Genomic DNA, 26,128 nt, shown 5'->3' with positions numbered 1-26,128 from the left:
CTCGTCCGGGATCGGCGCCGGCTCGATGCTGGCGGCAGCGCGGCTGGACCATTTCGGCGCGCGATGCCGGCGGGGCGTCGGCGATACTGTGGGCGTGGAGTACGTGTCCAGAGTGCCGCGACCGCCGCTGGACGGGCTGATCGACGACCTTTACTACTTGGAGGGTGTGCCGCCGTACGCCCGGTTGACGCTGCCACCGATGCCGGCGGCGCTGCTCATCGTCAACCTCGGTTCGCCGTTCCTCATTCGTGCCGGCACCGACGTCGAGACGGCCGAGTACGCCGACGGCTGCGTGGTCACCACGCCCACCCGCGCGTTGGAGTTCGGCTACCCACTCCGGACCCGGTCCGTCGGCGTGCACTTCAAGCCGTGGGGGCTGGCGCCGTTCCTGCCGATGCCCGCGGCCGAGCTGTGTGACCGACCGGTGACGGTGGAGCAGGTTTGGGGCCGGCCCGCCAGTGCTGAGCTGCGAGACCGGCTGGCTACGGCCGAGGGGCCTCACGAGATGCTGACGCTGCTCGAGGAGGAGCTAAAGCGACGGCTAGGCGACGCGGCCGGCCTGGGGCTGGTCCGCCATACGAGCCGCATCATCGCTGCGACCAGCGGGGCGGTGGCTATCGACGACCTGAGGGTTTCAGCCGGTGTCAGCAGCACTCACCTGGCACAGCGGTTCAAGGAGCTCATCGGCGTCACGCCGAAGCGGTTGGCCCGCACCTACCGCTTCGCCGCCACCGTGTTCTCGATCAACCCCGCCGAACCGATCGACTGGGCCGACCTCGCCAGTAGCGCAGGCTACTTCGATCAGGCCCACTTCGGCCACGAGTTCCGGGCCTTCACCGGGCTCACACCGACACGATATGTCGAAGTCAGGCGGCGGTTCCTGCGCGAACATCCCGGCCACGTAATGGACGGCTGGCCGCTGCCGACCGATTGATTCCTTACAAGAGCGACAGCCCACGAAACTCTAACCTGAGGGCATCCCCAAGCAGAGGAGCGCCATGGGCAAAGTAGTCATGTACAGCTCGGTGTCAGTAGACGGCTTCATCGCGGACGAGAACGACCAGCCCGGACCGCTGTTCGACTGGTTGCTCAGCGGTGACGTGCCGTTGGACGAGAGCGGCGAGTTGAAGGTGTCGCAGACGTCCTACGACTACACCCGGCCGTACTGGGACCAGATCGGGGCGACAATCGTCGGCCGCGACGTCTTCGACATGACGGACGGCTGGGACGGAAAGCCTCCGGGCGGGGTCGACCACGTGGTCGTCGTGACGCACCGGCCGAAGCCCGAGGGCTGGGACCCCGAGGCGCCGTTTCACTTCGTCGACGGCGTCGAGGCAGCCGTGGCCAAGGCGCAGGAGCTTGCGGGTGACCGCATCGTCGAGGTCGCCGCTGGCGACGTCGGTGGCCAGGTGCTTGCCGCGGGCCTGGTCGACGAGGTGCGCATGGACGTCGTACCCGTCGTGTTCGGGTCCGGCAAGCGCTACTTCGGGTCGGTCCACGCGCAGCACCTGTTGGAGGATCCTGACGTGGTGATTCAAGGCAACCGGGTGCTTCGCCTGCGCTATCGGGTGCGCCGTTGACCGATCCGAGCGGGTACGCGAAGAAGTCCACTGCGAACGGTGACACAAGATCGGACCTCCGGCTGCATTTGCGCATCGCTGTCCCTGGTCAGGCAGCCGACGCCGATCCGCCCCAGCACCTCACCTGCGGCAAGTTCAACTCAAGATCACTGGTTGCCGGCTTCCGTCGTATCTTTGGCCGACCCCAAGGAAGAGCGGCTTTCACCAATGCAGGGTGTAGTCGGGGTCTGAATCCGCCTGTCTCGAGTAGGGATCGGGTGATGTAGTTGGTGAGGTTGCGGAAGCCGAGGGCGGAGCCGCGCAGGTGCTCCATGTGGCGCCACACGTGCTCATCGACCCCGATGACCTTCACACCGTTCAACCGGCCGGGATCGTTGATCAGCACCCGTCGGCCCTCGGCCAGGACCGCGTCGTTTGCGGTGTTCCACGCGACGCCAAGCCCTTGGGCGACTCGAGCGATGCTCAAGTGCTGACACACGATTGCCTCCAGCGCCCAGGCCAGTCCACGACGCGACAGCCTGCCCCTTGGCTCGGCCGCGCGGCTGGTGTCCTGGCGCCACACACGCCCACACCCGGTGCACCGGTACCGGCGGATCGTCACCAGCAGGGTGGTCGGTCGCCAGCCCAGCGGCTCGTGCGCCAGCTCCCGCGTGACGGTGTCCCGGGGTCTTCATGCACACCCGCAGCGTCGGCACCAGCCCTCGGTGCCGTCATCGGCCTCCAGGACCCGGCACGCCAGGACCGCGCGATCGGGCTCCAGACGCTGGCCGACCACGACCAGGCCGGGCTCATCCAGGCGGCAGAACGTGGTCAGGTCAGGGCAGCCGAAGGTAGCGTCAGGCACGTCGAGGTCTTCCAGATGGGCGGCGTAGGAACCTCCATCCTCGGAAGACCTCGACACCTACACCGGGACCGACGCGCCAGCCACCATCCAACCAGCGACTACACCCTCAACTGTGAAGAGCCAGCAATATGCCACGTCTGGCAATCGCCTCATAGCAGCCCAGGCTATCGAGCACGTCGGTGCTGGCCAGGACCACTCCGGTGGCCTGGTCGCAGGCGGTCGAGGACGTGCCGGGCCGCAAAGTTTGGTGGTACGGGAGCTGCGTAGCGTCTTGCCGTCCACGGCGATCGCCCGCCGCTGGGCCGCTGTCGCCACGGTCGTGATGGAGAGCCAGCTGCTGATGGCGGCGGTGAGCAGATCCAAGTCCAGAGGCTGCAACCACCGGCGGATCATCGCCTCGGAGGGGCGCCGGTCCGGGGTGATGTCCAACGCGAGAGCGGTCGCGGCCGGCACGTCAGCGATCCACTCGGCGATCGCGGCGTACGAGCGGTAGCCGGCCACCACGGCACACACGGCAATCAGCGACGACGACCGTCAGCCGGTGCCGTACCTCGCGGCGGGCGGGGGATCCGGCAGACCCGCCAACGCCGCGGGCAGCCCGGCAGCGGCCTCGGGCACGGTGACAGCCGGTGCGTCGGACAAGGACGAGATCAGCGATGATGGCAGCGCGGGCATGACTCACTTCGGACGATCAATAAGGCGTAGGAACCTCGATGATCATCTGAACCGGTCATGCCCGCTCTGCTACCGCCAGCACGGGAGCGACTACACCAACCACATCAGCCGGGCACCCTCACAACTTTGCCGGGGCCCTGCACCGCGCATGCCCTCTCGTGCGCGCGCTGAACTTCCGGATCACACTTGTCACACGATGGAGATGGACCGCACCTGGGTGTTGCCCTTGGTTTCGACGTACACCTTGTAATCGCCGACGGTGTAAGTGCCAGCAGCGTTGTTGTCGATGGTGAACGTGGCCGTCACAGGAGACTCGCTGCCGTCGATGTGGGTCTGCTTCACCGTGATGGTCAACTCGTTCTTGTTGCCCTTCAACTTCTTCACCACCGCCGACGGCTTCGCATCGATGACCGCGTTGGCGACTGTCACGTAGACCGCGTCGGGTGAAGAGAACTCCGCGTTCTTCTGCCCATCACCGAACACGAAGAAGCCCCGCTGTTCGATGGCCCCGCGCCCGGGGAACGGATCAGGGTTTGAAGCCAAGTACGTCGGATTGACCGTGTACAGGTCCGTCTTGGAATCCGCGAGGGTGGCCTGCACCCCGGTGTACGGGGCATCGGTGATCGCGAGGTTGACCGACAGGTAGATGGCGTCGGGGTTGTTGGCCGAGATGCGCGAGGAAAAGAACTTGTCCGCACTCTGCCCCGCAGGAACGGCCAGCGGCACAACCGCGTCGCCGACGAGGATATTGAACTGGAAGTCGCCGTAGCCGCCGGCGACGAACTTCGCCCAAGCCGCGTCCGACATGTGGTCGGGGCGCTCCACCTTGAACTCCAGACGCATCGGCGCCACGTACGTGTTGTTCAGGTACTCCGTGTCGGTCAGGGGCAGGTAGACCCCTCCCGGGGCGTGCCCCAGTGCGAAAGCCGACGCCGTCGGGGCCGAGTTGCCGCGCCCGTTCCACATCGGGATGTTGAACGAGGTAGCGCCGAGCAGGGCCTGGGTGCCCAACTGGCTCGTGCCGACAGCGGCCGACGCGTCCTTGTAGGTTCCGATCGTGACGTCGAGCAGGTCGAGGTCCGCCCGGTCGGCGTTCAGCCCCGGGATGCTTGCCGACATGAACTTGGCACCGGCGGGCCCGGAGTACCGGGCCATCTCCAGCATGCCATCGGCCATGATCTTGGTCATCTGCACTGCCGAGTCGACCTTCATCCGCTCGTTGGCCGTGTGCCACCAGCGCTCGTTACCCGGGATGACGGCGCCGAAGGCGGTCATCTTATTGCGGAAGCTGCTGGCCAGGGTGCCACCGGTCGTGCCCTGCGGAGAGACCACGTCCCTGAGGGAATATGGATCCGCAAACTCCTCCGGATTGCGGTTGATCGAGGCTTGGTAGCTCCCGAACTGAAGGGCCGTCAGTGGGTTGTCGTGAGTGACATACAACCCGGCGCCGACGGGCGAGCCGAGGTTGCCGATGGTGAACCCCTTCGCCTGGAAGGCGGCCGTGACCGCCGCCGTTGCCTGGCCGGAGTCAGCCGCGGTGACGTGCATGCTGCGCACATACATCGGCATGCTGAGGCTGCCGGAGGCGTCCGTGTAAAAGCTCGTCGGGGTCTCTGAGTTGATGCCTCCCATGAGGGCAAAGGTCAGGTTCGGTGTGCCGTTGCTTGGGTTGCGCAACAGGCTCGCCGGGATGCCCATGTACTTGCCGATATAGGCTTCGCCTTCGACACCGTCGCGGAAGAACAGGTCGGCGATGCCGTCGGCGGCTTTCTTCAATTGCATGTCGGCGGCCGTGGTTCCCAATGCGCCGAGTCCCTTGGAGAGGAGGAACATTCCCCACACGATGGCATTCTTGCCGTACTGCGGGGTCGGCATCTCCATCGCCACATCGGTGTTGATCTCCAGCGTGAGCGAGTCGCCGGTGATCGTGGTCTGCACCTTGGGCGTGGTGCGGGGAGCAGCCGGGAGCCAACCCTTCGTGGTCGCGGCAGCGGTGATCGCCGACACGAATCGGTCGCGCTCGGCGGAGCCGGCCCCCGCCACGTCGAGGGTGAAAATGGCCCGCGAGGCGATCTGCGTGGTGCTGCCGTAGGCGATGTCCTTGAGCGTCGGGTCGCCTTCGCGCCGGGTGACGCCGGCTGTGGCATCCGTCAGCCGGAAGGCCTTGGTGCTGTCTGCGGACAAGCTCATCGACACCGACGGGGTCACCGATCCGGAGTTGCCGACGATGACCGGGAACCGCGAGTCGGAGGTGTAGCCCGCGATCGGGGTCTCCTCCCGGTTGAGGTTCTTGTAGGCCCAGTTGTCGTAGAAGCTCGGGTTCGAGTTGTACGGGATGGACTGGAAGGTGGCGGTGTTCGTCGTCGAGGGCGTGCCGGGACCGCCGTCTTCGTAGATTCCCATGACGATGCGGATGCGTCGGTCGAGGGGCAACCCCGCCTCGAGCAGCGCCTTGGCCGCGAGCAGCGTCGCCAGCGTCGGGCCGCTGTCGTCCTGCAGGCCCGCCCCGTAGACCCAGCCGTCCTGGACATAGGGCGAGTGGTACGCACCAGGAGTGCCGAGGTTGCCATCGGCGTCCCGCCAGCGCGCCAGCTGGGCTGGCGAAACGGAAGCCGTCGGCGAATCGAGGTGGCTCAACGCCATGACCATCTCCGGGGCGTCCGGGTCACCGATCTCTGCGTAGACGTACTTGTCGGGCTGGCGTTGGACGACCACCGGGAAACCCAGGTCGGTGGCCAGCTTGACCACCCAGGCGAGCTTGGCGACCTTGCGGTCGTACTCGTTCTGGTTGGCTTCGGTGTTGCTGACCGGGAAGGGGTACGCCGTCGCGGCCGTGCCGCCTCGGGAGATGGAGTCGTAGCTCGACCCGTCCAGCATCGCCCCGATCAGACTGAGCGGGTCGTAGGTGCCGTCCCCCGCACGCGCGCTGTTGACGCGTCCAGCCAACGCCTCGACTTCCGCGTGGATCGCGTCGCGCTCGGCGTCGGTCACCGACAGATCGTAGGTGGCGCTCGGCTGGAAGCGCTCCTCGCCGACGCTGGTCGCGGACGCGTTAGCCGGTACACCCATGGACAGGAGCAATGACATGCCAAGTGTCAGTGCAAGAGGTTTCTTCCGCATCACCGTGATCTCCCTGAATGGTCAGACCAAAAACATCGGATGAATTTCGTTGTACGCGAGACCCTTTCAGGCGGTTCCCAGCTTGTCAATGAACCTTTCCGAGCAACGGTTCGTGGCGCTGCGTGACCAGGTGGTGCGGTGCGATCGTGTTCGAAGTGGAGGATGACGAGCGCGGCGAGCACGAACATCGATACTTTTCAAGGGGGTCACCTTCATGGCTCCCATCGACGTTTTCAGGGGTCACCTCATTCATCCATGGGCCTCAAAATAGAGGGTGCCCTTTTTTTTGATGGCCCACAACGAATCGAGGCGGCCCGCTCGACGGCTGCGCAGAGCAGACAGCCACGGCGCGCCCCATTGCGCGGCCCGGTAGTCAACGCTGCGGGCCGACCGTCGGCCGACCAAGCCACCGATCGGCGTACCGATTGCCTCCGATATGGAGGTGCGAGCCGGCCGGGACCGTCCCCACCGGGCGCGAGTTCGGTGGGTCGACCCGACAACCAAGCGCCGCCCGTCCAAGTCAACATCGGTGGCGACACCGGAAGAGGCGCAAGCGTGGATCGACGCAATGGTCAGCGCGGCGCAAGGAGGCGTCGACCCGGTGGCCGCGACAAACCGACTGGCCGAGTACGGCGAGAGCCTGATGACGCTGGCGCTGCGCGGCCTGGAGCGGAAGACGTTAGACCCGCACCTTGCCGGTTGGCGTAAGCGGGTGGCGCCGCCCCTCGGCCACATTCCGATCCGAATGATTACCAACGGTGCGGTACCGCGATCTGCGGCTTGGCTGCGAATCCACCTCGTTGCCGATGCCCAGAGCGCGGCAGCGTTCACGATCGTCGGTCCATGCCGCAGGCAGGTACAACCGCCGGATCGCCGAGGTGTTCGAGCGGGTAGTCCCGCACGTCATCGCGGACTGCCCCGATGTCCCAATCGGAGAGCGCAGCAACCGCTGCATGCCATCCGGTGACACCTCACCGCCCGCTCCGCGAGGGTCCAGCCGTTCTTGCGCTGCAGACCAGCGGCCAGCCCACACAGGTACTGGCGAACCCGAGGGCGCGGCTCACCCGCCGGAACCGCCCAGCGATCCACGCATGTAACCGATCCAACTCCGCCGCCGACGCATCTGCGGCTGCCGCCGCGATGACAGAGACCAGGTACTACGCGGTATCCACAGTCGCCGTTGCAGTATCAGGCGGGTTTTCGCCGCTACCGAACGTCCCAGCGGCGCGATCTCGGCGGCGAGCAGGGTCACAGGTAACCGCCAGCCTTGGCGTGCTCGACGCGGAAGGCGGGATACTGCACGGCGATCGCCTCGAACTCGGCCAGGGGTGCGTGCCGATCGACGGGAAAATGCGGCCGCGCGCCGGGCACTTTCTGTAGATACCGCTTGAGGATCGGCGCGCGCTCGCCGACGGGTACCTCGACAAGGCGGCAGGCCCGAGCCCGTCCGTGCCGAATGGTGGCCCGGCCGCCTGCCGCCCGTACGTTGCGGACCCAGTTACAGTGTTCGCCCAGCATGGACACCAGGTATCACTCGCCCTGCCAGTCGGCCATTCCCAGCGGGAACCGAGTGCGTCGTCCAGTGTGGCGTCCGACAACCTCGAGCGTCACCCAACGCCGGGAGGAAAGGCCGGCACCGAGCACGGCCACCCATACCCGAGCGAGGCGGCGAGCGGTGGCGTTGGCGCGCCCTCCCGCGTACATCCTGCGAAGGCCGTTGTCCGATAAGGGCCAGCTACCCATCGCGTCCTCCAATCGCCGTGCCATCGATCGACACGGATCGGCGTTCCCCGGCCTCATGGTTCGCGGCATCGATCGCAAGATACAGAGTCCAAGGTCCCGTCGGCACGCAGACGCGTCCGCGTTTGCCACCGCTTCCCGGGGCGCCGGCCCGCACCGGCACCTGCCGCGCCAGAACACGTGGGCGTACGGGGCCAAAGTCCTTCCGGTACGGGCATTCGGCACTGCCGTGCGCCTGGCGGCGATCTTACGATGTGAATCAATATTCGGCTGTGACCCTCTCACCCCGGCCGACCGGCTCGACGACGAGGAGAAGAAGGCCGAGTGCCTGGTCGAAAACGCGGGAAAGAAGATCACTACCGGCAAGCAGGCCGAGTGCTACGCCAACGAGTACATCGGGTTGCACCTGAAGAACATGGCCGGTGGGAAGACCTACGCCGACCTGGGTGAGCCGCAGAGTCAGCTGCGCGAACAGGTCGCCAAGGTGCAGCAGACCAACGACCCGGCGTTGGCCGACCTGCAGAAGCAGCTCGCCGAGGTCAACGCCCAGCGGGACACCGTATTCAAGGGCGAGACGCTGCGTGGTTTGCTGCTCACGTCGTACGGCTTCAGCGAGATGGGAGTCAAGGCCGGACAGGCCGCAACGGCCATGTACCTCGGTGCCGCGCTGCTCCTGTTGCTCTCTCTCGCGGGCCTGGTTCACGCCATCCGAACCCCGCCCAGCGAGGCGTTCGCCGCTCCCGCGCCGCAGCCGGCCGACACCGTCGCCTGACCGCTGTCGCCCCCTCACCCCGACCGCCCCGGTCTTCCCTACGGAGACCGGGGCGTTGTCCTGGTCGACGTCCAAGCGACGGCCTCAACGAGCGAGAAGGCGATGACGGGTGAGCGCGGCGCGTGCCGGTCCGGCGCCGACGGGCAGCGGATCCTCATCGCGACAGCACCACCTTGAGCGCGCCGGTGCGTGCCGGGTCGGCGAAGACGTCGTACGCCTCGGCGAAATCGTCCAGCCCGAACCGGTGGGTGACCAGGTGGCTGAGGTCGAGCTGGCCGGCGACGAGCATGTCGAGCAGCTGCGGCGTGGAGTACGTGTCCACCAGACCCGTGGTGATCGTGAGATTGCGTCCGGTCGGCGCCTGGATCGTGGGACCCGAAACAGTCACCTATCGCCCGGTCGTTGACGTCACGGTTGACCGGCGCGGTCCTGGCCAGCACGGCCGCCGTCGGCGTCGGCGCCGTCGCCGTGGCCGCAGCGCTCCGGCGCCGGCCGGCGATCGGAGCTGTCACGATGGGACCCGGCGGATGGGTGAGCGTCAGGAGACCGGCTAAGCCGAAGCTGCGCTCTGGCTCGCCGGGGCCGTGGTGGGCACGGCTCCTTCGCGCTCACCGGCTGGTCACCACCAGGTGAACCACGGCCCTGTCTGCGGACGATCCGAGGCTCCAGCATCCACGCTGGCGGGCCAGCGGGCCTGGGCGGTGGTGACTTCCGGCCCTGACCGCCCGGGCTGACTTCCGCGCCATGCTTCAAGACTGCCGCAAAGGCAAGCGCAAGACGCTCGTCTCCTTGGCTTGGCCACCCGCCGGGTGAGCGTCCGGGACGGGCCCGCTACCTGGTGCCGGCGTCCGCCGCGGAGGTGTCGACGACCTGCTCGGTGGGCAGGCGCGGAGTGTGCGGTGGCGCGGCGTGCGCCCGGTCGGCGATCCCCAGGCGCATCGCCAGATACGGGAAGCCGAGCCCCGCCAGCATCTGGCGCAGAGTCTGCCGGGTGCCGTCGGTCTCGACCACGCCGCTGAGCGGCACCATCGAGACGCCGAGCCGGGTGGCGGTCAGCCAGGCGGCGGATAGCCCCTCACCGGCGCGCAGCCAGCTGTCCGGCTCGTCGTCGGTGTTCCAGAGGATTCCGTAGACGGCCGCGCGGTCGTGCCCGGGGCCGATCGGCAGGGTGCCGGGATTGCCGAAGTCCCGGCCGGGCACGGTGGTCTGCGGGGGCCGCTCGGGCAGCACCTCGGGCGGCAGCCCGACGCCGGTGCCGGTCCGGCTGGTCCAGTACGCCAACTCCTCCCGCAGCTCCGGCTCCTCCGCCGCGACCACTGCGGCCTGGGCCGCCGCGGCCGCCAACTCCACCACCTGGTCGGAGCCGAGCAACTGGAGTCGGGTGCCCTGCGCGCCGGCCGCCTTGACGATTTCGTCGAGCGTGGCGTCGGGCACCGGCTCGTCGCTGACCGGCCGGCGGTCCGTCTGCCGGACCCGCATGCACTGCACGAGGCGGGTCGCGTCCGCGTCCGCCGCGGTCTGCTGGAACCGGCCGAGCCGGGCGAGCAGCTCAAGCTGGCCCGGGTCGGGTAGCCGCTCCACCTGGGCGGCCCAACCCTCGGCAGCCAGCGCCAGCCGCGCGTGGTGCAGCGCCAAGCCGCAGCTCAACGTCACCAGCCGATTCTCCGGATCGGTGGCGGCGAGTTGCGGCTCGTGCACCATCCGCAGCTCCAGCGCGTCGGGGAGGACTGTCCAGCGCCACGGCTGGCTGTTGTGCACCGACGGGGCGAGACCGGCCGTCGCGGCGGCCTGCGTGAGCGCGGTGGTCAGCGGGCGGTCCCTGGCCGGCGTCTCGTGGCTCATCGTCACGACCTTTCGTTTCCCACATCGTGCCCCACTCCGGACCTGTCACGGGCGGTGTTGCCGCCCCATCCTCCGGCACGCCGGTCAGCCGGCACACGACTTCCCCGCCTCGGGGTCGTCCGGCCCGCAACGGATCACGCCGGTTCCCGCTTGCGGGGACCGGTGCCGCTGAGACGATCCGCAGGTGGGAGCGGAACCGGACGAGTGTGTGCCGGAACGGCCGGTGCGGCGGCGCCGGGTGGACTGGCGGGAGTGGGCGCCACTGACCCTGCTCACCCTGGCCGCGCTGCTGGGCGGCGGGCTGTGGCTGGCAGGGTTGCGGACGGCGGCCCAGTTGGTCTGGACGGCGGTGACCCTGGCGGCGTTGGTGCCGGCCACGTGGGCGACGGTACGGCAGCTGTGGCGCCGGCACTTCGGGGTGGAGGTCATCGCGGTGCTGACGCTGGTCGGCACGCTGCTGGTCCGCGAGTACCTGGCCGGCGCGGTGATCGCCGTGATGGTCGGCACCGGGCAGGCGCTGGAAGGCTACGCACAGCGCCGGGCCAGCCGTGACCTGCGCGCGCTGTTGGAACGGGCCCCCGGCGGGCCCGGCGGTGTACTCCCGACGGCGCGATCGAGCTGGTGCCGCTGGACCAGGTGGCGGCGGGGGACCGGCTGGTGGCGGGTCCCGGCGACGTGGTGCCGGTGGACGGGACGGTCGAGGAGGCTGCGACGCTGGACGAGTCGGTTGTCACCGGCGAGTCGCAGCTGGTCACCCGCGACACGGGCGAGCAGGTCGCCAGCGGCGTGGTCAACGCCGGCGCCGGGTTTGAGCTGCGGGCGACGATGAACGCGGCGGAGAGCACCTACGCCGGGATCGTCGGGCTGGCCGAAGAGGCCACCGCGCACAAGGCGCCGATGGTCCGGCTCGCTGACCGGTACGCTGCCGCGTTCGTGCCGTTCACCCTGCTGCTGGCCGGAACCGCCTGGCTGCTCACCGGCGAGTTCCTGCGGGCGTGGCGGTGCTGGTGGTGGCCACCCCCTGCCCGCTGCTGCTGGCCACCCCGATCGCGATCGTCTCCGGACTGTCCCGGGTGGCCCGGCGCGGGGTGCTGGTCCGCGACGGCGGGTCGCTGGAGCTGCTGGGCCGGGCCCGCACCCTGCTGATGGACAAGACGGGCACACTCACCGCAGGCCGCCCCCGCGCGACCGAGACGGTGGTCGCACCGGGCGGCGACCGGGACGACGTGCTGCGGCTGGCCGCCTCCGTCGAGCAGCTCTCCCCGCACGTGCTGGCCGCCGCCCTCGTCCGCCAGGCCCACGAGCGGGGGCTGCGGCTGGCCGAGCCGACGGATGTCACCCAGGAGCCGGGGCGCGGGGTGACCGGACGGGTGGACGGGCGCCTGGTGCGGGTGGGCCAGCTCGCCGGTGAGCCGCCCGAATGGGCGCAGCGGGTACGCGAGCGCGCCGAGCTGGCCGGCCACTCCACCGTCTGGGTCAGCGACGACCGCGGCCCGCTCGGCGCGATTCTTCTCAAGGACCCGGTACGCCCTGACGCTCGGCGCACCGTGCGGCGGCTTCGGGAGGCCGGCATCAGCCGGCTGATCATGGTCACCGGCGACCGGTCGCGTACCGCCCGGCAAGTGGCGCAGACCGTCGGCATGGACGACGTGATCGCCCAATGCTCGCCGCAGGAGAAGATCCACCGGGTCAAGGAGGAGTCCGCTCGGGCGATAACCCTGATGGTCGGCGACGGCGTCAACGACGCCCCGGCACTGGCAGAGGCGCACGTCGGCGTGGCGATGGGCGCCACCGGGGCCACCGCCTCCGCCGACGTGGCCGACGCGGTGCTCACCGTCGACCGGCTGGACCGGCTCGCCGACGCCGTCGAGATCGCCCGGTACCCACGCCGAATCGCGGTACAGAGCGCCACCGTCGGCATGGGTCTCGCGGTGGTCGCGATGGTGGTCGCCGCCGCCGGCGGGCTGCCCCCGGTCGCCGCCGCATTCCTTCATGAGGGCATCGACGTGCTGGTCATCGTCAACGCGCTGCGAGCCCTCGGCGGCGGCCTGCGCCGCCGCGAGGTCCCGCCGGAGACCCGGAAACTGCTCGACCGGTACGCCGGCCAGCACGGCGGGGTACGGGACGTGCTGGCCCGGCTGCGGGACGCCGCCGACCTGGTAGCGACCCGCCCCGACGCTCCGGAATGCGTACCGGCGCTACGTGAGGTGCACCGCCGGCTGGTCGACGAGGCGCTGCCACACGAGGCGGCCGAGGAGCAGCAGCTCTACCCGGCGCTGGCCGGCCCGCTCGGCAGCGACGAGGCGACCTCCACCATGAGTCGGGAGCGCGTGGAAATCAGCCGGCTGGTGGACCGCATCGGCGGCCACCTGGCCCGGCACCCAGACGGCCGGCTGCGCCCCGACGAGGTGCCCGACCTGCTGGGCGCCCTGTACGGGCTGGACGCCGTGCTCCGGCTGTACCTGACCAAGGAAGAGGAGGAATACTTCTCGCTCAGCCCCGCCGACACCCCGCCCCGCTGACGTGCCCCTGGCCGGCCGCCTCGCGGCCCTGGCCGGCCGCTCCGCATATCCCCACATCGTTGTGTGCCCGGCTTTGCAGCCACAGCGGGGCAGCCAATCGCGCCCGCCGTACGGTCGACGCCCCCACCGAAGGCAGCCCCTGGTGAAGACAATTCAGGCGTACAGGTAGCTCTCTACCTGACGGGCGTTCCGCACGCCCCGGGGCTCGACCAACGCGACGCACATTGGGGCCAGTGGTGGGCGTAGATCAGGCCAGGCATCAGACGGGCTCTATAACCGCGCATTTGTCAACGCCGGCTGAACTTTGGATCTGGCCCACTTTCCGTGATCGAGACTGACCCGGATCGGGGGCGCCAAGTCCACTGTGTAGGGTTCGTCGTGCGATCGGCTGATCTTGTTGCGGTCCTGCCTCATCTGGCACCTGTCGTGGTTGAGCGAGTGGACCGGCAGTCGGCTGGCCTGCGGATATGGGCGCGAGCGCGAGCCCGTCGTGTGGCGTGTACCGGTTGTGGGCGACGGGCCCGGCGGGTTCACAGCCGCTACGAACGTCGACTTAGCGACGCCGCGGTGGCTGGCCAGCCGGTGGAGATCCGGTTACGGGTCCGCCGGTTCTTCTGTGACACGGTGCGCTGCCCGGTCCGTACGTTCGCCGAGCAGGTCACCGGGTTGACCTGCAGATATGGACGGCGTAGTCCGCTGCTTCGCCAGACGCTGGAGAAGATCGGGCTGGCTCTTGCCGGTCGCGCGGGTGCCCGGCTGGCCGACCGCCTCGGCCTGGTCACCAGCCGCAGCAGCGTCCTGCGGCTGGTCCGCGCTCTGCCCGACCCGCCGGTCGGGACGCTCACCGCGGTGGGCGTGGATGACTTCGCCCTGCGCCGGGGCCACCGCTATGCGACGGTGCTGGTCGACGTCGACACTCGCCGGCCGGTCGACCTGCTACGCGATCGGGAAGCGGCCACCCTCGCCAGCTGGCTGGGGCAGCATCCGAGCGTGCAGGTCATCTGCCGAGATCGCGCCAACGCCTACGCCGAGGGCGCCCGCACCGGTGCGCCCCAGGCTATCCAGGTGGCCGACCGGTGGCATCTGTGGCACAACCTCGCCGAACACGTCGAGAAGACCGTCGCCCGTCATCACCGCTGCCTCACCGTCGCGCCGCCGCAGCCCGCATCGACGGCCACGGCGGACCTGACCCAGGTTGCCGTCGATGCCACTGCCCAACGGGCAGAGCAGGGACTGTTGGTGCCCCGAACCCAGCGCCGTTACGAACAGGTTCAGGCGCTATGGGCTGAGGGCCACAGCATCCGGGAGATCACCCGACGACTCGACCTCGCCCGCGGCACCGTGCGCCGCTTCGCCCGCGCCGACAGCGTCGACGAACTCCTGGCCAAACCTCGCGCCGGCCGGCCCAGCATCCTCGACGACCACCTCGACTACCTGCATCAACGCCTCAACGAGGGCATCACCAACGCGAGTGAACTGTTCGCCGAGATCCGCGTCCGTGGCTACCGCGGCAGTGCCACCACCCTGCGCAGCTACCTGCAACCCCTACGAGCCGCCGCGACGCCACCACCAGCGCGGCCCCGGCCGCCGAAAGTCCGCCGGATCACCGCCTGGCTGCTGCGCCACCCCGACGCGCTGCACCCCGACGACCAGGCCGGCCTCGCCACGATCCGCGCTGCCTGCCCGCACCTGAACGCTATTGCGGGCCACGTCAACGCGTTCGCGGAGATCCTCACCGGCCGCCACGGGCACCGCCTTAATGCCTGGATCACCGCAGTGACCGCCGACGACCAGCCCGACCTGCACTCGTTCATCGCTGGTCTGCGCCGTGACCACGACGCTGTCCTCAACGGCCTGACCCTTCCCTACAGCTCCGGCGTCGTCGAAGGACACGTCAACCGGATCAAGATGATCAAACGACAGATGTATGGCCGCGCGAACCTCGACCTGCTCCGCAAGCGAGTCCTGCTGAGCTGACCGGGTCAAATCCGATCACGGAAAGTGGGCCAGATCCAGATCCAGTTTTCAGGCGGAGCCGACAGCATTATCGCCGAGAAGCAGCAGGCGCGTAAGGCATTGATCGAGGGATCACTGACCGCGCCAACCGACGGCACATAACAGCTGCGCCCAGCCGGGGAAGACGATGGCAGGGCCCGGGCGCCTTCCTGAGTCGGGCAGCGTCAACAGCACAACAGATCCCCCAGCGCCCGCCGACAGACCTTTTCGCATCCACCGAAGAGGTAAGGCGGCCGTCGGCTCGACTTCGGCGGGTGTGGCGGTACCCAGGGAGGCGGATGCCCAGCAGTTCCTGCCGACTCCGAGCCCGGTCAGGTGTTGAGGACCTCGGCGGGAGGGGACCTATGTCCCTGGCAGGAAGCCGTGCCGCGAGTGACGATGGACCGGTAGGGCCCACCGCTTCGGAGGTGACACCATGATGAACGGATACGGGCCGGGCTGGGCGTGGATGGTGCTGATGCCACTGCTGTGGATCGCGCTCATCGCCGTGGTCATCTGGGCAGTTGTCAGGCTCATCCAGCGTCCTTCCTCGCAGCATGGTGTACCCGCTCCGCAGGGCCGGGAGTCGCCGCAGGCGATCCTCGACCGCCGGTTCGCCCGGGGTGAGATCGACGCGGACGAGTACCGACAGGCACGAGCCCACCTTGCCGGGCGGGACCGGTAGCGTCATGATCTGGCTGCGCGGCAGGTGGATACCCCTCACGGTGCTCGTCGCCGCGACCACCGTCCTGGTTGTCACTCTTGCCTGGACCGCCAGCAGCGCCCCGGGGGTGGCTGGCGGCCAGGACGGCCAGCCGCCGCCGTCGGCGATGGTGCTGTACTTCTTGACGTCGACGTACAGCATCGCGCCGGGCCGGTCGTGCTCGTAGCGGCGGGTCGGCTCGCCGGTGGCGCGGTCGACGTGTGTCAGGCGGTTGATTCGGCAGCGGGTCAGCACGGCGTGCACGGTCGAGGTCGGCATCGCCAGTCGGCCGGCGATCTGCACCGGCCCGAGGCGCTGCTTCCACCGCAGATGCACAATCTTGCGCACGGTCGACTGAGGAGTCCTTGACGGGCTGTGGTGCGGGCGCGAGGACCGGTCCGTCATCCCGCCGGGCCGTGCTCGGCATACCGCACGGCCCACCGCTTCGCCGTTGGCCGGGACACGTCATACCGTTCCGCTGCCCGGGCGACCGGCCACCCCTGATCCACGATCAGACCCGCGAGGCGAAGACGTGCACGAGGAGTCAGAGCAGCGTTAGCGTGGAACACGAAGGCCTCCTGGTTGCCGGAGCGGTTCCTAGACAGCTCCACTCCACAACCGGAGGCCTTCGTCGTCACGTCTATCTACGTCGTGTCGTCACACAACTTCGACCAACGTCCCTGGACAGCACACCTAGCCAGTTATCCGTCCCGTCGTCGTCGCGCGGCGCTGTCGAACACCTGTACGCTCTCGACCGGTACCGCGACCCCGACGCGAGAGGCATGCCATGACACCGCAGGTGCAGAGCGCCCTGGACGGCCTCCGCGAGCGCGCGGACGAGCTCACCATTCCTGCGGACGACGCCGAGTGGTGGCTGGGACAGGCCCGCCCCAGTGCGTTCCTGGACCCCGATGCGGACGAGCCGGTGGTCGGCCGCATCGGCGGCAGCACGGTGATGCTGCCACCGGGGCTCCCGGACCCGGCCGGCGACCTGGTCGCCACGATCGACCTCGCTGCGCTGCCCGCGGGCGTGACCGACCTGCCCCTGCCTTCGGACGGGACCCTGCTGCTGTTCGCCAGCCTGGAGGCGATCGCCTACGGGGGCCATGACGAGGGTTACACCGACCCGATCGGATGCGCCGTGCACGTCGCGGCAGGGACCCCGGTCGAGCGCCGTCGGCTCCGGCGGCTGAACGACTGGCCCGGCGAGATCGCCGACAGCATCGTCAAAATAGGTGACCTGCACCTGTGGCAGGGCGTGTCCCTGCCGACGGCGTACCACGTCTCACCCCGAATCCACACCGCCGACGCGCCCGCTAGATACGCCAACGACGTCCCGGAGCCGTGGCGCGAGCTCATCAACACCCACCCCCGGGGGGCGCACCTGCAACTCGGCGGGTACGGCTGGGGGCACCAGAACGTGGAACCGGTCCGGGACGCGGCCCACACCGCGCCACAGCCGACCGACCCCGACAACCGCGTCCTCCTCGCCCAGTGGAACACCACCGGGGAGCCGAACTTCCACGACCGCCACGTCTATTGGACGATCGACCACGACGACCTGGCGGCCGGGCACCTCGACAGGACCCGCGTCACCACCACCTGGAACGCCTGAGCCGCCGACCCGCAGCCGTGGCGGGCCGACTTCCGAGACCACCGGCCTGCCGCGACATCCCGAACCGCGTGCCGACGAGTCAGTTCGCCTAGGGCGTGGCCTGTCGATCTTGTAGTGGTTGATCGTTGACGATGTGCTGGTGGTGCGTCGTGGTGAGTTGACCGATGAGGTCTGGGCGGTGATCGCGCCGCTGCTTCCCGATCCAGGCGCGGCTCGGGGGCGATGGCCTGGGAATGCCCCCACGCCTGTTCGGCGCGCTCTCACGTGGCCTGGATGGCCCCCGTGACACCAACTCATGGCCCGTGGACGGCCCGGCCACACCTCTGACCCGGAACGGTCGCCCAGCGGCTTCGCCCTTGACCGGAGCGTGTCAGATCGTGCAACTACGGTTCATCGCATGACCCCCGAGACAATGGAGAAGCTGGACCGGTTCCGTGAAGAGGCGCTCGCACGCGATATCCCCACCGCGGACGTGGAGCGGTGGTTGGGCACCTTACACCGGCGCGCCACGCTGGAGCCGCAGGTAAATGGGCCGGTCGTGGGCCGCCTCGGCGGTCCACTGATGCTTCCGCCCGACGTCCCCGATCCTGAGTATCCCCTCGTCGCGTCCCTTGACCTCGCGGCGCTGCCGCAGGACGCGACAGAACTCCCGCTGCCGCCCGACGGCCAGCTTCTGTTGTTCGGCTGCCCCGAAGCCTCGGCCTGGAGCAGCGCGGCACCCCTCGGTTCTGCGGTGTACATCGCTGCCGGAACGGCGGTCGAGGAACGCTGGTTGGCTTCAGCGACAACGAGGACTTCGCCAGCTACCAAGAGGTATCTGAGCTTCAGGGAGAGCTGCGACTGAGGTACGACATCTCGCTCCCCAACCATGACGACATCATCGACACGGCTGAGCACCCCTATGCCGCCCAGCTACGCGAGGTGTGGGTAGAGGCGCCAGACGAATGCGTGGAAGGCAGCAGCCATAGGCTGCACATCGGCGGGTACGCCTCTGATGACTACACCGGCATGGACCCCGTCACGTCATCTGCGAAGCAGGCAGAGTATTGGGCAGAGAGGGGCCATCTACCGAGGTTTACGGAACCGACACGCCCAGAGGACTGGGTGCTTCTCGCCGAATGGCGCCCTGACATCGGCGGGTGGGAAGACGCATTCTTTCGCTGGTCGATCAGCCGGCAGGACGTGGCGGCACGACGCTTCGATCGGGCGTACGTCTCCGTGTTCTGGCTCTGACCGTCTTGCACCATGTCCGTCCGTCACCATCGACGTCACCGACACCACCCTCACCGTTGAGTGCGAAGACGGCCCCCGCACATTCCGACGGACCAACGACCAACCGGTCCGCAGCATCAAGGCCCACCGACCACGCAAGATCAGCCGAGGCCTCGCACCGTCCTGACCGGTCCCACCACGTCTCCGACTCTCAGGAATGATCGAGTAATGGGCGTGCAGGTCTTCCTATACCAAGGAGCCACCCACATCGACCGGATCGCAGACCCGGCCGGGGGCACCTTCGACGCAGCCGGTGACTTCGATCGGCTGCTACCCACCGACGACGCCGCATACCCGATCCTCGCTCGCATCGGCCCCCACGACGACCTCGACCTCGACCCGGCCACCATGCCCGGCCTGGCACCGGCATCGCAGACGTGAACATCGGCAACGGGGCGAGCGCGACGCAGGACAGGAGGTTGATGACAGCCCCACGCGAGCTGATCAGCGCGGGAAGGAATGCCTGGGTCATAGCGTGGGAGCCGTTGAGGTTCACCGCCAGGTGACGCTCAAGCACGGCAGGGTCGAACGGCTCATCGGGCAGCATGATGCCGGCGTTGTTGATCAGAATGTCCAGCGACTCGACCTCGCTGGCGGCCACCTGGACCTGTGCGGGGTTGGTGACGTCCAGTGTCAGGGGTGTCACGCGCGTCGGGGTGTGGCAGAGGCTGTCGGGTGCCCGCATGAACCTGCTTCGCGCCCCGAGCGAGTGTTTCGTCGGCCAGCGCCTTGCCGATGCCGCGGTTCGCCCCGGTCACCAACACGGTCTTGTCTTCGATGGTCATGTTGCAGCTCCGGTCCTGGGCGAAGTTGGGGTCTGCTCAGGGCACGAGCGCGAGTTTGCCGACGGTGGCGCGCGCCTCGAGCTCCGCGAGCGCCTTCGGCCCCTCGGCCAGCTCATAGATGGCGGGTTGGCCGGGGCCGAGCACTCCGGCCGCGAGGAGCTTGAACATCTCGGTCATGACCTGGCGGAAGATCTGCGGTGCGGACTGGATGAGGATGCCGATGTTCAGGCCGATGAGATGGACCTGGTGCTTGTAGACGAGGTCCCAGTTCGTGACGGCGGCTTCGCCGCCGGCCAGGCCATAGACGGCGACCCGGCCGGTGACTCGCTTGGCCGCGGCCAGGCTGGCCTCAAGAGTGGCGCCGCCCACCGACTCCAGAACCAGGTCGACACCTGCGCCGTCCGTCAGTCGCAGCACCTCGGCTGCGATGTCGACGCCGCAGGAATCGATCACGTGGTCGGCCCCCAGCGCCCGGACCACCTCGTGCTTATCCGGCGAGGCTGTGGCGATCACCGTCGCGCCGTAGTGCTTGGCCACTTTCACCGCGGCCTGGCCCGTCCCACCGGCCGCCGCATGGATCAGCACGGTCTGTCCGGGGCAAATCCGGCCGAGTGGTTTGAGGGCCGCCAACGCGGTCGGCCAGGACACGACCATGCCAACGCCTGCTCATCGGCCCAACCCGCTGGCACCGGGACCGCACCCGCCGCGGGCAGCACCATGTACTCAGCGAAGGCGCCTCCCCGAATGCCGACGCCGATGACGTGAGCGCCGAGCTCCACCCCGGAAACCCCCTGCCCTAAGGCGACGACCTCGCCGGCGCCCTCGATGCCCGCCAGGTACGGCGGCTGTGGGCCACCTGCGAACGTGCCGCGGGACTGGGAGATGTCGACGAAGTTCACGCCGGCGGCGGCGACCCGGATCAGAACCTCGCCCGGACGGGGGCTCGGCACCGGTGCGTCGGCGACAAGGCGGAGATCCTGAGGGCCGTCCAGGGACGCCTGCTGCAGGGCGCGCATCGTTGCGGGAATGCTCATGACCATCCTTCGAGTTTGTTTATCGAACGACAAACAAACCTCGGCACGCCCACCCCCGCCGAGTCAACGTAAGCTTGATCGAACGACAAACAACTACGGAGACGCACCCCGATGGCTACTCGCGGCCGGCCGCGCACGTTCGACCCCGACACCGCCCTGCGGCAAGCACTCGACCTGTTCTGGGAACGGGGCTACGAGGCCACCTCACTCAGCGACCTGGCCCAGGCGATGGGGATCGCCTCAGCCAGCATCTACGCCTGCTTCGGCAGCAAGGCGGACCTGTTCCGCCAGGTTATGGAGCTCTACGGCGCGACCGCTGGCGCGCCACCCAGGCGCGCCCTGAACGAGCACCCGACCGCCCGAGCCGCGATCCACGCGATGCTGCGCGCCACCGCGGATCAGATCAGCCGCTCCGACGCACCGCACTACTGCATGCTGATCCTCGCCGCGCCCACCGGCGCGGTCGAGAACCACGCGGTCCGAGAGTTTCTGGCCGAAATTCGGCGCTCGCAGTTCACCGCCATCAAAGAACGACTCGTCCGCGGCCTCGCCGACGGGGACCTCACGGCGTCGGACGCCGACGTCGACGCCATCGCTCGCTACTACGCCACGGTGGTGCAAGGCCTCTCCGTACAAGCCCGCGACGGCGCGACCCGCACCGAGCTGGAAGCGGTCATCACCTGTGCGATGGCCGGGTGGGATCCCCTCACCTCCGCGCAATCAAACATCGACAGCTGAGCCACTGGTCGCTGGCAGAGCCACCCAGATGGGTGCCAACCTCGCGTGGTGTCGGCACTCACCAACATCGCGGGGGCGCCAATGTGCGGTGGTGCTGGCGTCGACTTCCAGCCGGTGTCAATCGAGACCTACACAGCCACAGCCATCAGCGGTTCTTCTGGCAGAAAGGCGTGTTCGTCCTGACGTTCGGGGTTGGCATGGGCGACCCCGGAACCCACATCCCGGTGTTCCAACCACAGCCGCAGCGATGCGTGACACTCCGCCGAGTGCGGGTGGAGGCGACCACGGTTTCCTGCTGAAAGCGGAGAAGCGACATGGATTTCGCACTACCGGACAATCGGGTTCTGGGTTGGGCGGAGTACGGCGATCCGGCCGGGGTGCCCGTGGTGTACCTGCATGGCACGCCAGGTTCTCGGCTCAGCCGCCCGGACGACGCGGCGTTGGTGGGCGTTCGCCTGATGACCGTGGACCGGCCTGGATACGGTCGGTCGACACCTGTCCGGCGGCCAACGCTGCTCGGCGTCGCCGATGCGGTCGGTGCGCTGATGGCATCTCTGGGAATCGAGCGTTTCGGAGTGGTCGGGTTCTCCGGTGGCGCACCGTACGCTGTGGCCTGTGGTGCCCGGTTCCCGCAACGCCTTACCGGCGTCGTCGCCGCCGGTTTCACCGGCCCGTACCGGGAGCTGCGGACGGTACGCGGCTGGCAGCGGCTTCAAGCGTGGACGGTTTGCAACATCCCGGGACTCGGCCGCCCCTACGTGACTCGCGCTGCCGCCTGGTACGCGGAAGACCCCCTCAAACAGCACCGAGAACTGCTTGCGAGTGGCCAGGACACCTGGATGCAGCCAAGTGAGGAGTCCAACCTCGAAGGCGCCCGCCAAGGCGCCGCCGGCCTGGTCAGCGACTGGCTGGCCACAGACATTCGTCCGTGGGGATTCCACCTTCGAGACGTGCCCTGCCGCGTCCTCATCTGGGCTGGTCGACACGACCCCGGCAGAGCTGTTGCCGACGCGCCACTGATCGCCACACAGATGCCCGACGCCGAGGTCCGCATCAGCGAGAACGCCGCTCACACACCGTCTCCTGCCCACTGGCGGGGAATGCTGACGTGGGTCAAGGGTGGCTAGGTCTCGTCCAAGACGACCCGGGAAGCCCTGCGGAAGCTCGGCGAAAGCCTCGATCAATGAGCCGTTGCTGTACTTCGCTGCTGTACAAGATCAGAAATGGCCATCTGGAAGATTCCGAATGACCTCTGACCTGCGTCCGGACGGCCGGATTCGAACGGACGACTCCTTGACCCCCAGGACGTGGCGTCAAGCACTACTGCACGTCACGTCCATTTCGCTTGTCTTGAATCGTTCAAGGGCTCGCAGTCAGTGCGCCCGCGCTGATGGCGTGTGGTCCCCGAGTGGTCCCCACACGTCAAGCCCGTACGGCAGGTTCATGTGCCAGTCGAGGTGTAGAGGCGATCGCTTGCGACCGGCAGACGATGCCGAAATCGCGACCGCTTCAACGACGTCTGCTTCGCCGGCGTCCACCTCTCCCAGACCGGCACGCGCCCGCATGCGCTCTCGACGGTGCCGTCCGGCAACCGTCGCCAATCGATGAGGTCCACCACTGAGGTGATCTCAGCAAGGCTCGGTCGCCGGCTGGGGATGACACGGGCGTAACGTCCATACCGGATGGTGCTGGATGCAGGCGTGGAGCCATCGGTAGACAGGTCTTTGCTACAAGATCCAGTCTCCGAGAGGGCTCCACGTGATTGCCTATCCTGCCATGGTCGACGTGCCCAGGGAACTCGTGCAGCACGTGGCACGGCTGTTACGCGCCGAACGCCGGGCGGTGGGCACCCGATCGGGAACACGGGCGCTGACGTGCTTCTACCAGGCGCTACTGGCGCTGGTGTGGTTCCGCAAGGGTGAGGACAAGACCGTCGTGGGGGCCGGGTTCGGGGAGTCGAGGGCGACGGCGGACCGGTATGTGGCCGAGGCGGTGCGAGTCCTGGCAGCGCAAACCCCCACCCTGCACCAGGCGCTGCGGCGGGTCGCCGCCGACGGCTGGTCGCATGTGATCCTGGACGGGAAGCTGTTCGACACCGACCGGCTTGTTGAGACCACCACCAGCGTCAAAGGCGAGACCATCGACGCCTGGTACTCCGGAAAACACTGCGACTTCGGCGCGAACATTCAAGCGGTGATGCGTCCGGACGGGTTACCTGTCTGGACCTCGGATGCGATGCCTGGGCACCTGCACGACCTGACCTGCGCCCAGCAGCTGGACGTCACCGGCGCCCTGTACTGGGCGGCATCCCACCTGCACCTGCCGACCCTCGCCGGCTCCGACTCCGGCTACGAAGGCGCTGGCCAGGGCATCCACACCCCGTACAAGCAGCCCGCCGACGGCCGGCGTCTCGCGGTCGACAACCGCACCTACAACGTCGTCCTCCGATCAATGCGATGCCTCGGAGAGCGCGGCTTCGCCATCCTCACCGGCCGCTGGCGCACTCTGCGCCACACCACCGCCAGCCCACGCCGGATCGGCGACATCGTCGCCGCCGCGCTGCACCTGACCCATTTCGAATACAAATACCTACCGCAAAGTCGCTGAGATTACTTCATTTGGATGTCCGATTTTCTCGTTGGCTCGGAGTGTTCGACCAACTCGATCTCGCCCCACTCGAATGCGTGGATTGGCCTACCGGCGACGTATCACAGGAGGTCCAACGGCGAACGTCACCCGTCGAGCATGAACTCCTCGCCACACCGAAAAACCCCAGACGGCAATTGGTGTGGCCGCTTCACGAGCGTCCGCTGCCGTGCGGCGACCCGGGCAGCTGTCACCGGTCACGGGACCGGCAACCCGGCCACCGGTCAGGGGGCCTCGTCAAACATGAAAATCCATCGGTTAAGCTTGCTCGTCAATGACCTTCCTCGACTACATCTCCGGCGTGCCCGCATATCTGGAACGAGAGTGGTCTGACCTACTCGAGCTGACCTTCGAGCATTTGCTTGTGGTGCTCGTCACAATCGTGTTGGCGACTGTAATCGCGCTCGGGTTGGGCCTGGCAACTTATCGCAATCGGAGCGGAGCCAGAGCCGTACTCACGGTGACCGGCACGTTCCTGACCGTCCCGTCGTTCGCCCTGTTCGGACTGTTCATACCGATTTTCGGTCTCGGGGCCGTGCCCACGGTCGTCGCATTGGTGCTGTACTCACTGCTTCCCATCGCGCGCAACACGATCACTGGGCTGCGTTCGGTCGATCCAGCAATTGTCGAATCGGCGCAGGGCATGGGGCTCTCCCGCCGCCAACGGCTGCTCCGCATCGAGCTACCGCTCGCCTGGCCGGTCATCATGACCGGCGTACGCGTGTCGACCCTGATGATCGTTGGGATCGCCGCCATCGCGGCCATCGTCAACGGGCCCGGCCTCGGTGGTCCGATTTTCCAGGGGCTCTCGGCGATCGGCACCCAGCGCGGCTTCAACCTTGCCTTCAGCGGAACCCTCTTCGTGGCGATGCTGGCGCTGCTGCTGGACGGCGTCCTCGGAATGATCTCCAAGTTGACGACATCGAAGGGGCTGTGATGCCTGAGCATGAACAAGGGACCGTTACGGCGGCGTCCATCCGCCTCGAGTCGTTGACCAAGCGCTATCCGGGTCAGGCCGAGCCGGCCGTGGACAACATCACCATGGACATACCGGCAGGCGAGATCGTGGTTCTGGTCGGACCCTCTGGTTGCGGCAAGACCACCAGCCTGAAGATGATCAACCGGATCATCGAGCCGACCTCCGGACGCATCTTCATCAACGGCGAGGACGTGACCCACGTCAACGCTGATCAACTACGCCGCCGGATCGGCTACGTCATCCAACAGATCGGCCTGTTCCCGCACATGACGATCGCCGAGAACATCGGCATGGTGCCCGGGCTGCTCGGGTGGAGCCGGGCCCGGATCTCCGAGCGTGTCGACGAACTGCTGGATCTGGTGGGCATGGAACCGTCGGCCTACCGTGCGCGGTACCCGAAGGAACTCTCAGGCGGCCAGAGCCAACGGGTCGGGGTCGCCCGAGCGATGAGCGCCGACCCTCCGGTGCTGCTGATGGACGAGCCGTTTGGCGCCATCGACCCGATCACCCGCGAGCGTCTCCAGAACGAGTTCCTCCGCCTGCAGAGCAACATTCGGAAGACCATCGTCTTCGTCACCCACGACATCGACGAGGCGATCAAGCTCGGCGACCGGATCGCGATCCTCAGGAAGGGGTCGAAGATCGCCCAGTACGACACTCCCGAAGCGATCCTGACGGCTCCGGCCGACGACTTCGTCGCGGACTTCATCGGCTCGGGGGCATCGCTCAAGCGCCTGAGCCTCAGCCGCGTCCGAGACGTGGAGCTCAACCAGTGGGCAGTCGGCCGGCTCGACGACGATCGGGCACACCTGCGCCAGGCGCTCACCGACAGCGATCACGGGTCGCTGCTGTTGCTCGACGAGAACCAGCGGCCGGTTCGCTGGGTCACCGGCCATGACCTGACACGGTCGGGCGAATCCCTCGATCGGGTGGGGCTTCCCGCGGCGGCCACCGTGGAGCCGCACGCCACGCTGCACGACGCGCTCAACGAGATGGTCACCTCGCGGGTCGGGTGCGCGATCGTCGTCGACGACCAGCGGCGGTACCAGGGCATCGTCGACATGCGCACAGTGATGCGCGCCATCGACGAGATGCGGGAGAGTTCCCAGGCCCGGGACCGGGACACGGCAGGCCAGCCCGCGGAGGCCGGTTAAGGTGGCCATCCCAGCATTCGGGGCCAGGACCCGCGAGGTCGCGCCCGACGCCGACGACCTACTCAGCGAGCTCGGCGGACCGTCCCGGTTCTGGCGGCGGTTGGGCACTCCG

Annotated in this window: 22 protein-coding genes and 6 pseudogenes; 17 read left to right on the top strand and 11 right to left on the bottom strand. The window is 68.1% G+C overall.

The features are described 5' to 3' along the window. Positions 1-25: 25 nt before the first annotated feature. On the top strand, positions 26-934 hold the full coding sequence (locus BUS84_RS35865; RefSeq protein WP_084757931.1) for a helix-turn-helix domain-containing protein: 909 nt from the start codon (positions 26-28) through the stop codon (positions 932-934). Between the two features lie 64 nt (positions 935-998). Beyond that, positions 999-1,580: a dihydrofolate reductase family protein gene (locus BUS84_RS35860; RefSeq protein WP_074318714.1), complete on the top strand. Its 582-nt coding sequence runs from the start codon at positions 999-1,001 to the stop codon at positions 1,578-1,580. A 313-nt stretch (positions 1,581-1,893) separates the two neighbouring features. Here the strand turns inward: BUS84_RS35860 and BUS84_RS35855 are convergent. The 3 genes and pseudogenes from BUS84_RS35855 to BUS84_RS35845 all read right to left on the bottom strand — a co-directional run. Continuing rightward, positions 1,894-2,424, bottom strand: a pseudogene (locus tag BUS84_RS35855) (transposase); the annotation flags it as partial. Positions 2,425-2,481: 57 nt separating this feature from the next. Beyond that, positions 2,482-2,925, bottom strand: coding sequence for a hypothetical protein (locus BUS84_RS40445; protein ID WP_244298931.1), 444 nt, complete (start codon positions 2,923-2,925; stop codon positions 2,482-2,484). A 363-nt stretch (positions 2,926-3,288) separates the two neighbouring features. Then, positions 3,289-6,219 carry a M20/M25/M40 family metallo-hydrolase gene (locus BUS84_RS35845; protein ID WP_084757744.1) on the bottom strand — a complete coding sequence of 977 codons (2,931 nt, stop codon included), beginning with the start codon at positions 6,217-6,219 and terminating at the stop codon, positions 3,289-3,291. Between the two features lie 436 nt (positions 6,220-6,655). Between BUS84_RS35845 and BUS84_RS41005 the strand changes: the two are divergent. Beyond that, positions 6,656-6,992 (top strand): annotated as a pseudogene (locus BUS84_RS41005) (site-specific integrase); the annotation flags it as partial. Here BUS84_RS41005 and BUS84_RS35830 read toward each other — a convergent pair. Together BUS84_RS35830 and BUS84_RS40440 are read right to left on the bottom strand one after the other, a co-directional pair. Further along, a pseudogene (locus tag BUS84_RS35830) lies at positions 6,987-7,361 on the bottom strand (IS701 family transposase); the annotation flags it as partial. The pseudogenes BUS84_RS41005 and BUS84_RS35830 sit on opposite strands and share 6 nt — an antisense overlap. 106 nt (positions 7,362-7,467) lie before the next feature. Continuing rightward, a complete protein-coding gene (locus BUS84_RS40440) occupies positions 7,468-7,743 on the bottom strand; it encodes a hypothetical protein (RefSeq protein WP_244298845.1) in 276 nt (91 codons plus the stop codon). 445 nt (positions 7,744-8,188) lie between these two features. On the opposite strand from BUS84_RS40440, the gene BUS84_RS35820 reads away from it, so the two are divergent. After that, positions 8,189-8,731 carry a hypothetical protein gene (locus BUS84_RS35820; RefSeq protein WP_244298844.1) on the top strand — a complete coding sequence of 181 codons (543 nt, stop codon included), beginning with the start codon at positions 8,189-8,191 and terminating at the stop codon, positions 8,729-8,731. A 154-nt stretch (positions 8,732-8,885) separates the two neighbouring features. On the opposite strand, the gene BUS84_RS35815 is transcribed toward BUS84_RS35820, so the two are convergent. Continuing rightward, positions 8,886-9,053 carry a hypothetical protein gene (locus tag BUS84_RS35815; protein ID WP_244298843.1) on the bottom strand — a complete coding sequence of 56 codons (168 nt, stop codon included), beginning with the start codon at positions 9,051-9,053 and terminating at the stop codon, positions 8,886-8,888. Between the two features lie 509 nt (positions 9,054-9,562). After that, positions 9,563-10,573, bottom strand: a complete 1,011-nt coding sequence (locus BUS84_RS35810) for an Acg family FMN-binding oxidoreductase (RefSeq protein ID WP_074319373.1) — start codon at positions 10,571-10,573, stop codon at positions 9,563-9,565. 184 nt (positions 10,574-10,757) lie between these two features. On the opposite strand from BUS84_RS35810, the pseudogene BUS84_RS35805 reads away from it, so the two are divergent. From BUS84_RS35805 to BUS84_RS35790, 5 genes and pseudogenes are all read left to right on the top strand, one after another. Further along, positions 10,758-12,618: pseudogene (locus tag BUS84_RS35805) on the top strand (heavy metal translocating P-type ATPase); the annotation flags it as partial. 81 nt (positions 12,619-12,699) lie between these two features. Further along, the gene (locus BUS84_RS40435) at positions 12,700-13,095 is read left to right on the top strand and encodes a hemerythrin domain-containing protein (RefSeq protein WP_244298930.1); all 396 of its coding nucleotides are present in this window, start codon (positions 12,700-12,702) and stop codon (positions 13,093-13,095) included. Between the two features lie 324 nt (positions 13,096-13,419). After that, on the top strand, positions 13,420-15,072 hold the full coding sequence (locus BUS84_RS35800; RefSeq protein ID WP_342199457.1) for an ISL3 family transposase: 1,653 nt from the start codon (positions 13,420-13,422) through the stop codon (positions 15,070-15,072). Positions 15,073-15,526: 454 nt separating this feature from the next. After that, entirely contained in the window at positions 15,527-15,775 is a 249-nt protein-coding gene (locus tag BUS84_RS35795; RefSeq protein ID WP_074318711.1) for an SHOCT domain-containing protein, read from the top strand. Between the two features lie 4 nt (positions 15,776-15,779). Further along, positions 15,780-15,980, top strand: a complete 201-nt coding sequence (locus BUS84_RS35790; RefSeq protein WP_143728621.1) for a hypothetical protein — start codon at positions 15,780-15,782, stop codon at positions 15,978-15,980. Here BUS84_RS35790 and BUS84_RS40430 read toward each other — a convergent pair. Continuing rightward, positions 15,905-16,362, bottom strand: a pseudogene (locus BUS84_RS40430) (helix-turn-helix domain-containing protein); the annotation flags it as partial. The gene BUS84_RS35790 and the pseudogene BUS84_RS40430 sit on opposite strands and share 76 nt — an antisense overlap. 218 nt (positions 16,363-16,580) lie before the next feature. Here BUS84_RS40430 and BUS84_RS35780 point away from each other — a divergent pair. The 3 genes from BUS84_RS35780 to BUS84_RS40425 all read left to right on the top strand — a co-directional run bounded on the left by BUS84_RS35780 (position 16,581) and on the right by BUS84_RS40425 (position 19,061). Continuing rightward, positions 16,581-17,408 carry a DUF1963 domain-containing protein gene (locus tag BUS84_RS35780; protein WP_074318709.1) on the top strand — a complete coding sequence of 276 codons (828 nt, stop codon included), beginning with the start codon at positions 16,581-16,583 and terminating at the stop codon, positions 17,406-17,408. 397 nt (positions 17,409-17,805) lie between these two features. Beyond that, complete coding sequence (locus BUS84_RS35770; protein ID WP_074318708.1) at positions 17,806-18,252, top strand: hypothetical protein; 447 nt, start codon at positions 17,806-17,808, stop codon at positions 18,250-18,252. 602 nt (positions 18,253-18,854) lie between these two features. After that, entirely contained in the window at positions 18,855-19,061 is a 207-nt protein-coding gene (locus BUS84_RS40425) for a hypothetical protein (protein ID WP_244298842.1), read from the top strand. Between the two features lie 10 nt (positions 19,062-19,071). Here BUS84_RS40425 and BUS84_RS41390 read toward each other — a convergent pair. From BUS84_RS41390 to BUS84_RS40415, 3 genes and pseudogenes are all read right to left on the bottom strand, one after another. Beyond that, a pseudogene (locus tag BUS84_RS41390) lies at positions 19,072-19,365 on the bottom strand (SDR family NAD(P)-dependent oxidoreductase); the annotation flags it as partial. A gap of 136 nt (positions 19,366-19,501) precedes the next feature. Beyond that, positions 19,502-20,050, bottom strand: a complete 549-nt coding sequence (locus BUS84_RS40420) for a zinc-binding dehydrogenase (RefSeq protein WP_244298841.1) — start codon at positions 20,048-20,050, stop codon at positions 19,502-19,504. Further along, the gene (locus BUS84_RS40415; RefSeq protein WP_244298840.1) at positions 20,044-20,505 is read right to left on the bottom strand and encodes an alcohol dehydrogenase catalytic domain-containing protein; all 462 of its coding nucleotides are present in this window, start codon (positions 20,503-20,505) and stop codon (positions 20,044-20,046) included. The genes BUS84_RS40420 and BUS84_RS40415 overlap by 7 nt, the downstream gene beginning before the upstream one ends. A 105-nt stretch (positions 20,506-20,610) precedes the next feature. Between BUS84_RS40415 and BUS84_RS35750 the strand changes: the two genes are divergently transcribed. The 5 genes from BUS84_RS35750 (at position 20,611) to BUS84_RS35730 (ending at position 26,016) form a co-directional block, all read left to right on the top strand. After that, complete coding sequence (locus BUS84_RS35750; RefSeq protein WP_074318705.1) at positions 20,611-21,237, top strand: TetR/AcrR family transcriptional regulator; 627 nt, start codon at positions 20,611-20,613, stop codon at positions 21,235-21,237. Between the two features lie 314 nt (positions 21,238-21,551). Beyond that, positions 21,552-22,364: an alpha/beta fold hydrolase gene (locus tag BUS84_RS35745; protein ID WP_074318704.1), complete on the top strand. Its 813-nt coding sequence runs from the start codon at positions 21,552-21,554 to the stop codon at positions 22,362-22,364. Between the two features lie 631 nt (positions 22,365-22,995). After that, positions 22,996-23,844, top strand: coding sequence for a transposase family protein (locus tag BUS84_RS35740; RefSeq protein ID WP_167627089.1), 849 nt, complete (start codon positions 22,996-22,998; stop codon positions 23,842-23,844). 313 nt (positions 23,845-24,157) lie between these two features. After that, entirely contained in the window at positions 24,158-24,820 is a 663-nt protein-coding gene (locus BUS84_RS35735; protein ID WP_074318702.1) for an ABC transporter permease, read from the top strand. Beyond that, positions 24,820-26,016 carry a betaine/proline/choline family ABC transporter ATP-binding protein gene (locus BUS84_RS35730; RefSeq protein ID WP_074318701.1) on the top strand — a complete coding sequence of 399 codons (1,197 nt, stop codon included), beginning with the start codon at positions 24,820-24,822 and terminating at the stop codon, positions 26,014-26,016. The genes BUS84_RS35735 and BUS84_RS35730 overlap by 1 nt, the downstream gene beginning before the upstream one ends. Positions 26,017-26,128 lie beyond the last annotated feature (112 nt).

It is taken from the genome of Micromonospora cremea (assembly GCF_900143515.1).
Lineage (GTDB): Bacteria > Actinomycetota > Actinomycetes > Mycobacteriales > Micromonosporaceae > Micromonospora > Micromonospora cremea.
This window is presented reverse-complemented; position numbering and strand designations above follow the sequence as displayed.

Coding starts and splice junctions, on each gene's coding strand:
- BUS84_RS35790 (WP_143728621.1), top strand. CDS start 15,780: ATGATCTGGCTGCGCGGCAGGTGGATACCCCTCACGGTGCTCGTCGCC.
- BUS84_RS40415 (WP_244298840.1), bottom strand. CDS start 20,505: ATGGTCATGAGCATTCCCGCAACGATGCGCGCCCTGCAGCAGGCGTCC.
- BUS84_RS35770 (WP_074318708.1), top strand. CDS start 17,806: ATGACCCCCGAGACAATGGAGAAGCTGGACCGGTTCCGTGAAGAGGCG.
- BUS84_RS35780 (WP_074318709.1), top strand. CDS start 16,581: ATGACACCGCAGGTGCAGAGCGCCCTGGACGGCCTCCGCGAGCGCGCG.
- BUS84_RS35750 (WP_074318705.1), top strand. CDS start 20,611: ATGGCTACTCGCGGCCGGCCGCGCACGTTCGACCCCGACACCGCCCTG.
- BUS84_RS35845 (WP_084757744.1), bottom strand. CDS start 6,219: ATGCGGAAGAAACCTCTTGCACTGACACTTGGCATGTCATTGCTCCTG.
- BUS84_RS35795 (WP_074318711.1), top strand. CDS start 15,527: ATGATGAACGGATACGGGCCGGGCTGGGCGTGGATGGTGCTGATGCCA.
- BUS84_RS35735 (WP_074318702.1), top strand. CDS start 24,158: ATGACCTTCCTCGACTACATCTCCGGCGTGCCCGCATATCTGGAACGA.
- BUS84_RS35745 (WP_074318704.1), top strand. CDS start 21,552: ATGGATTTCGCACTACCGGACAATCGGGTTCTGGGTTGGGCGGAGTAC.
- BUS84_RS35810 (WP_074319373.1), bottom strand. CDS start 10,573: ATGAGCCACGAGACGCCGGCCAGGGACCGCCCGCTGACCACCGCGCTC.
- BUS84_RS35730 (WP_074318701.1), top strand. CDS start 24,820: ATGCCTGAGCATGAACAAGGGACCGTTACGGCGGCGTCCATCCGCCTC.
- BUS84_RS35865 (WP_084757931.1), top strand. CDS start 26: ATGCTGGCGGCAGCGCGGCTGGACCATTTCGGCGCGCGATGCCGGCGG.
- BUS84_RS35860 (WP_074318714.1), top strand. CDS start 999: ATGGGCAAAGTAGTCATGTACAGCTCGGTGTCAGTAGACGGCTTCATC.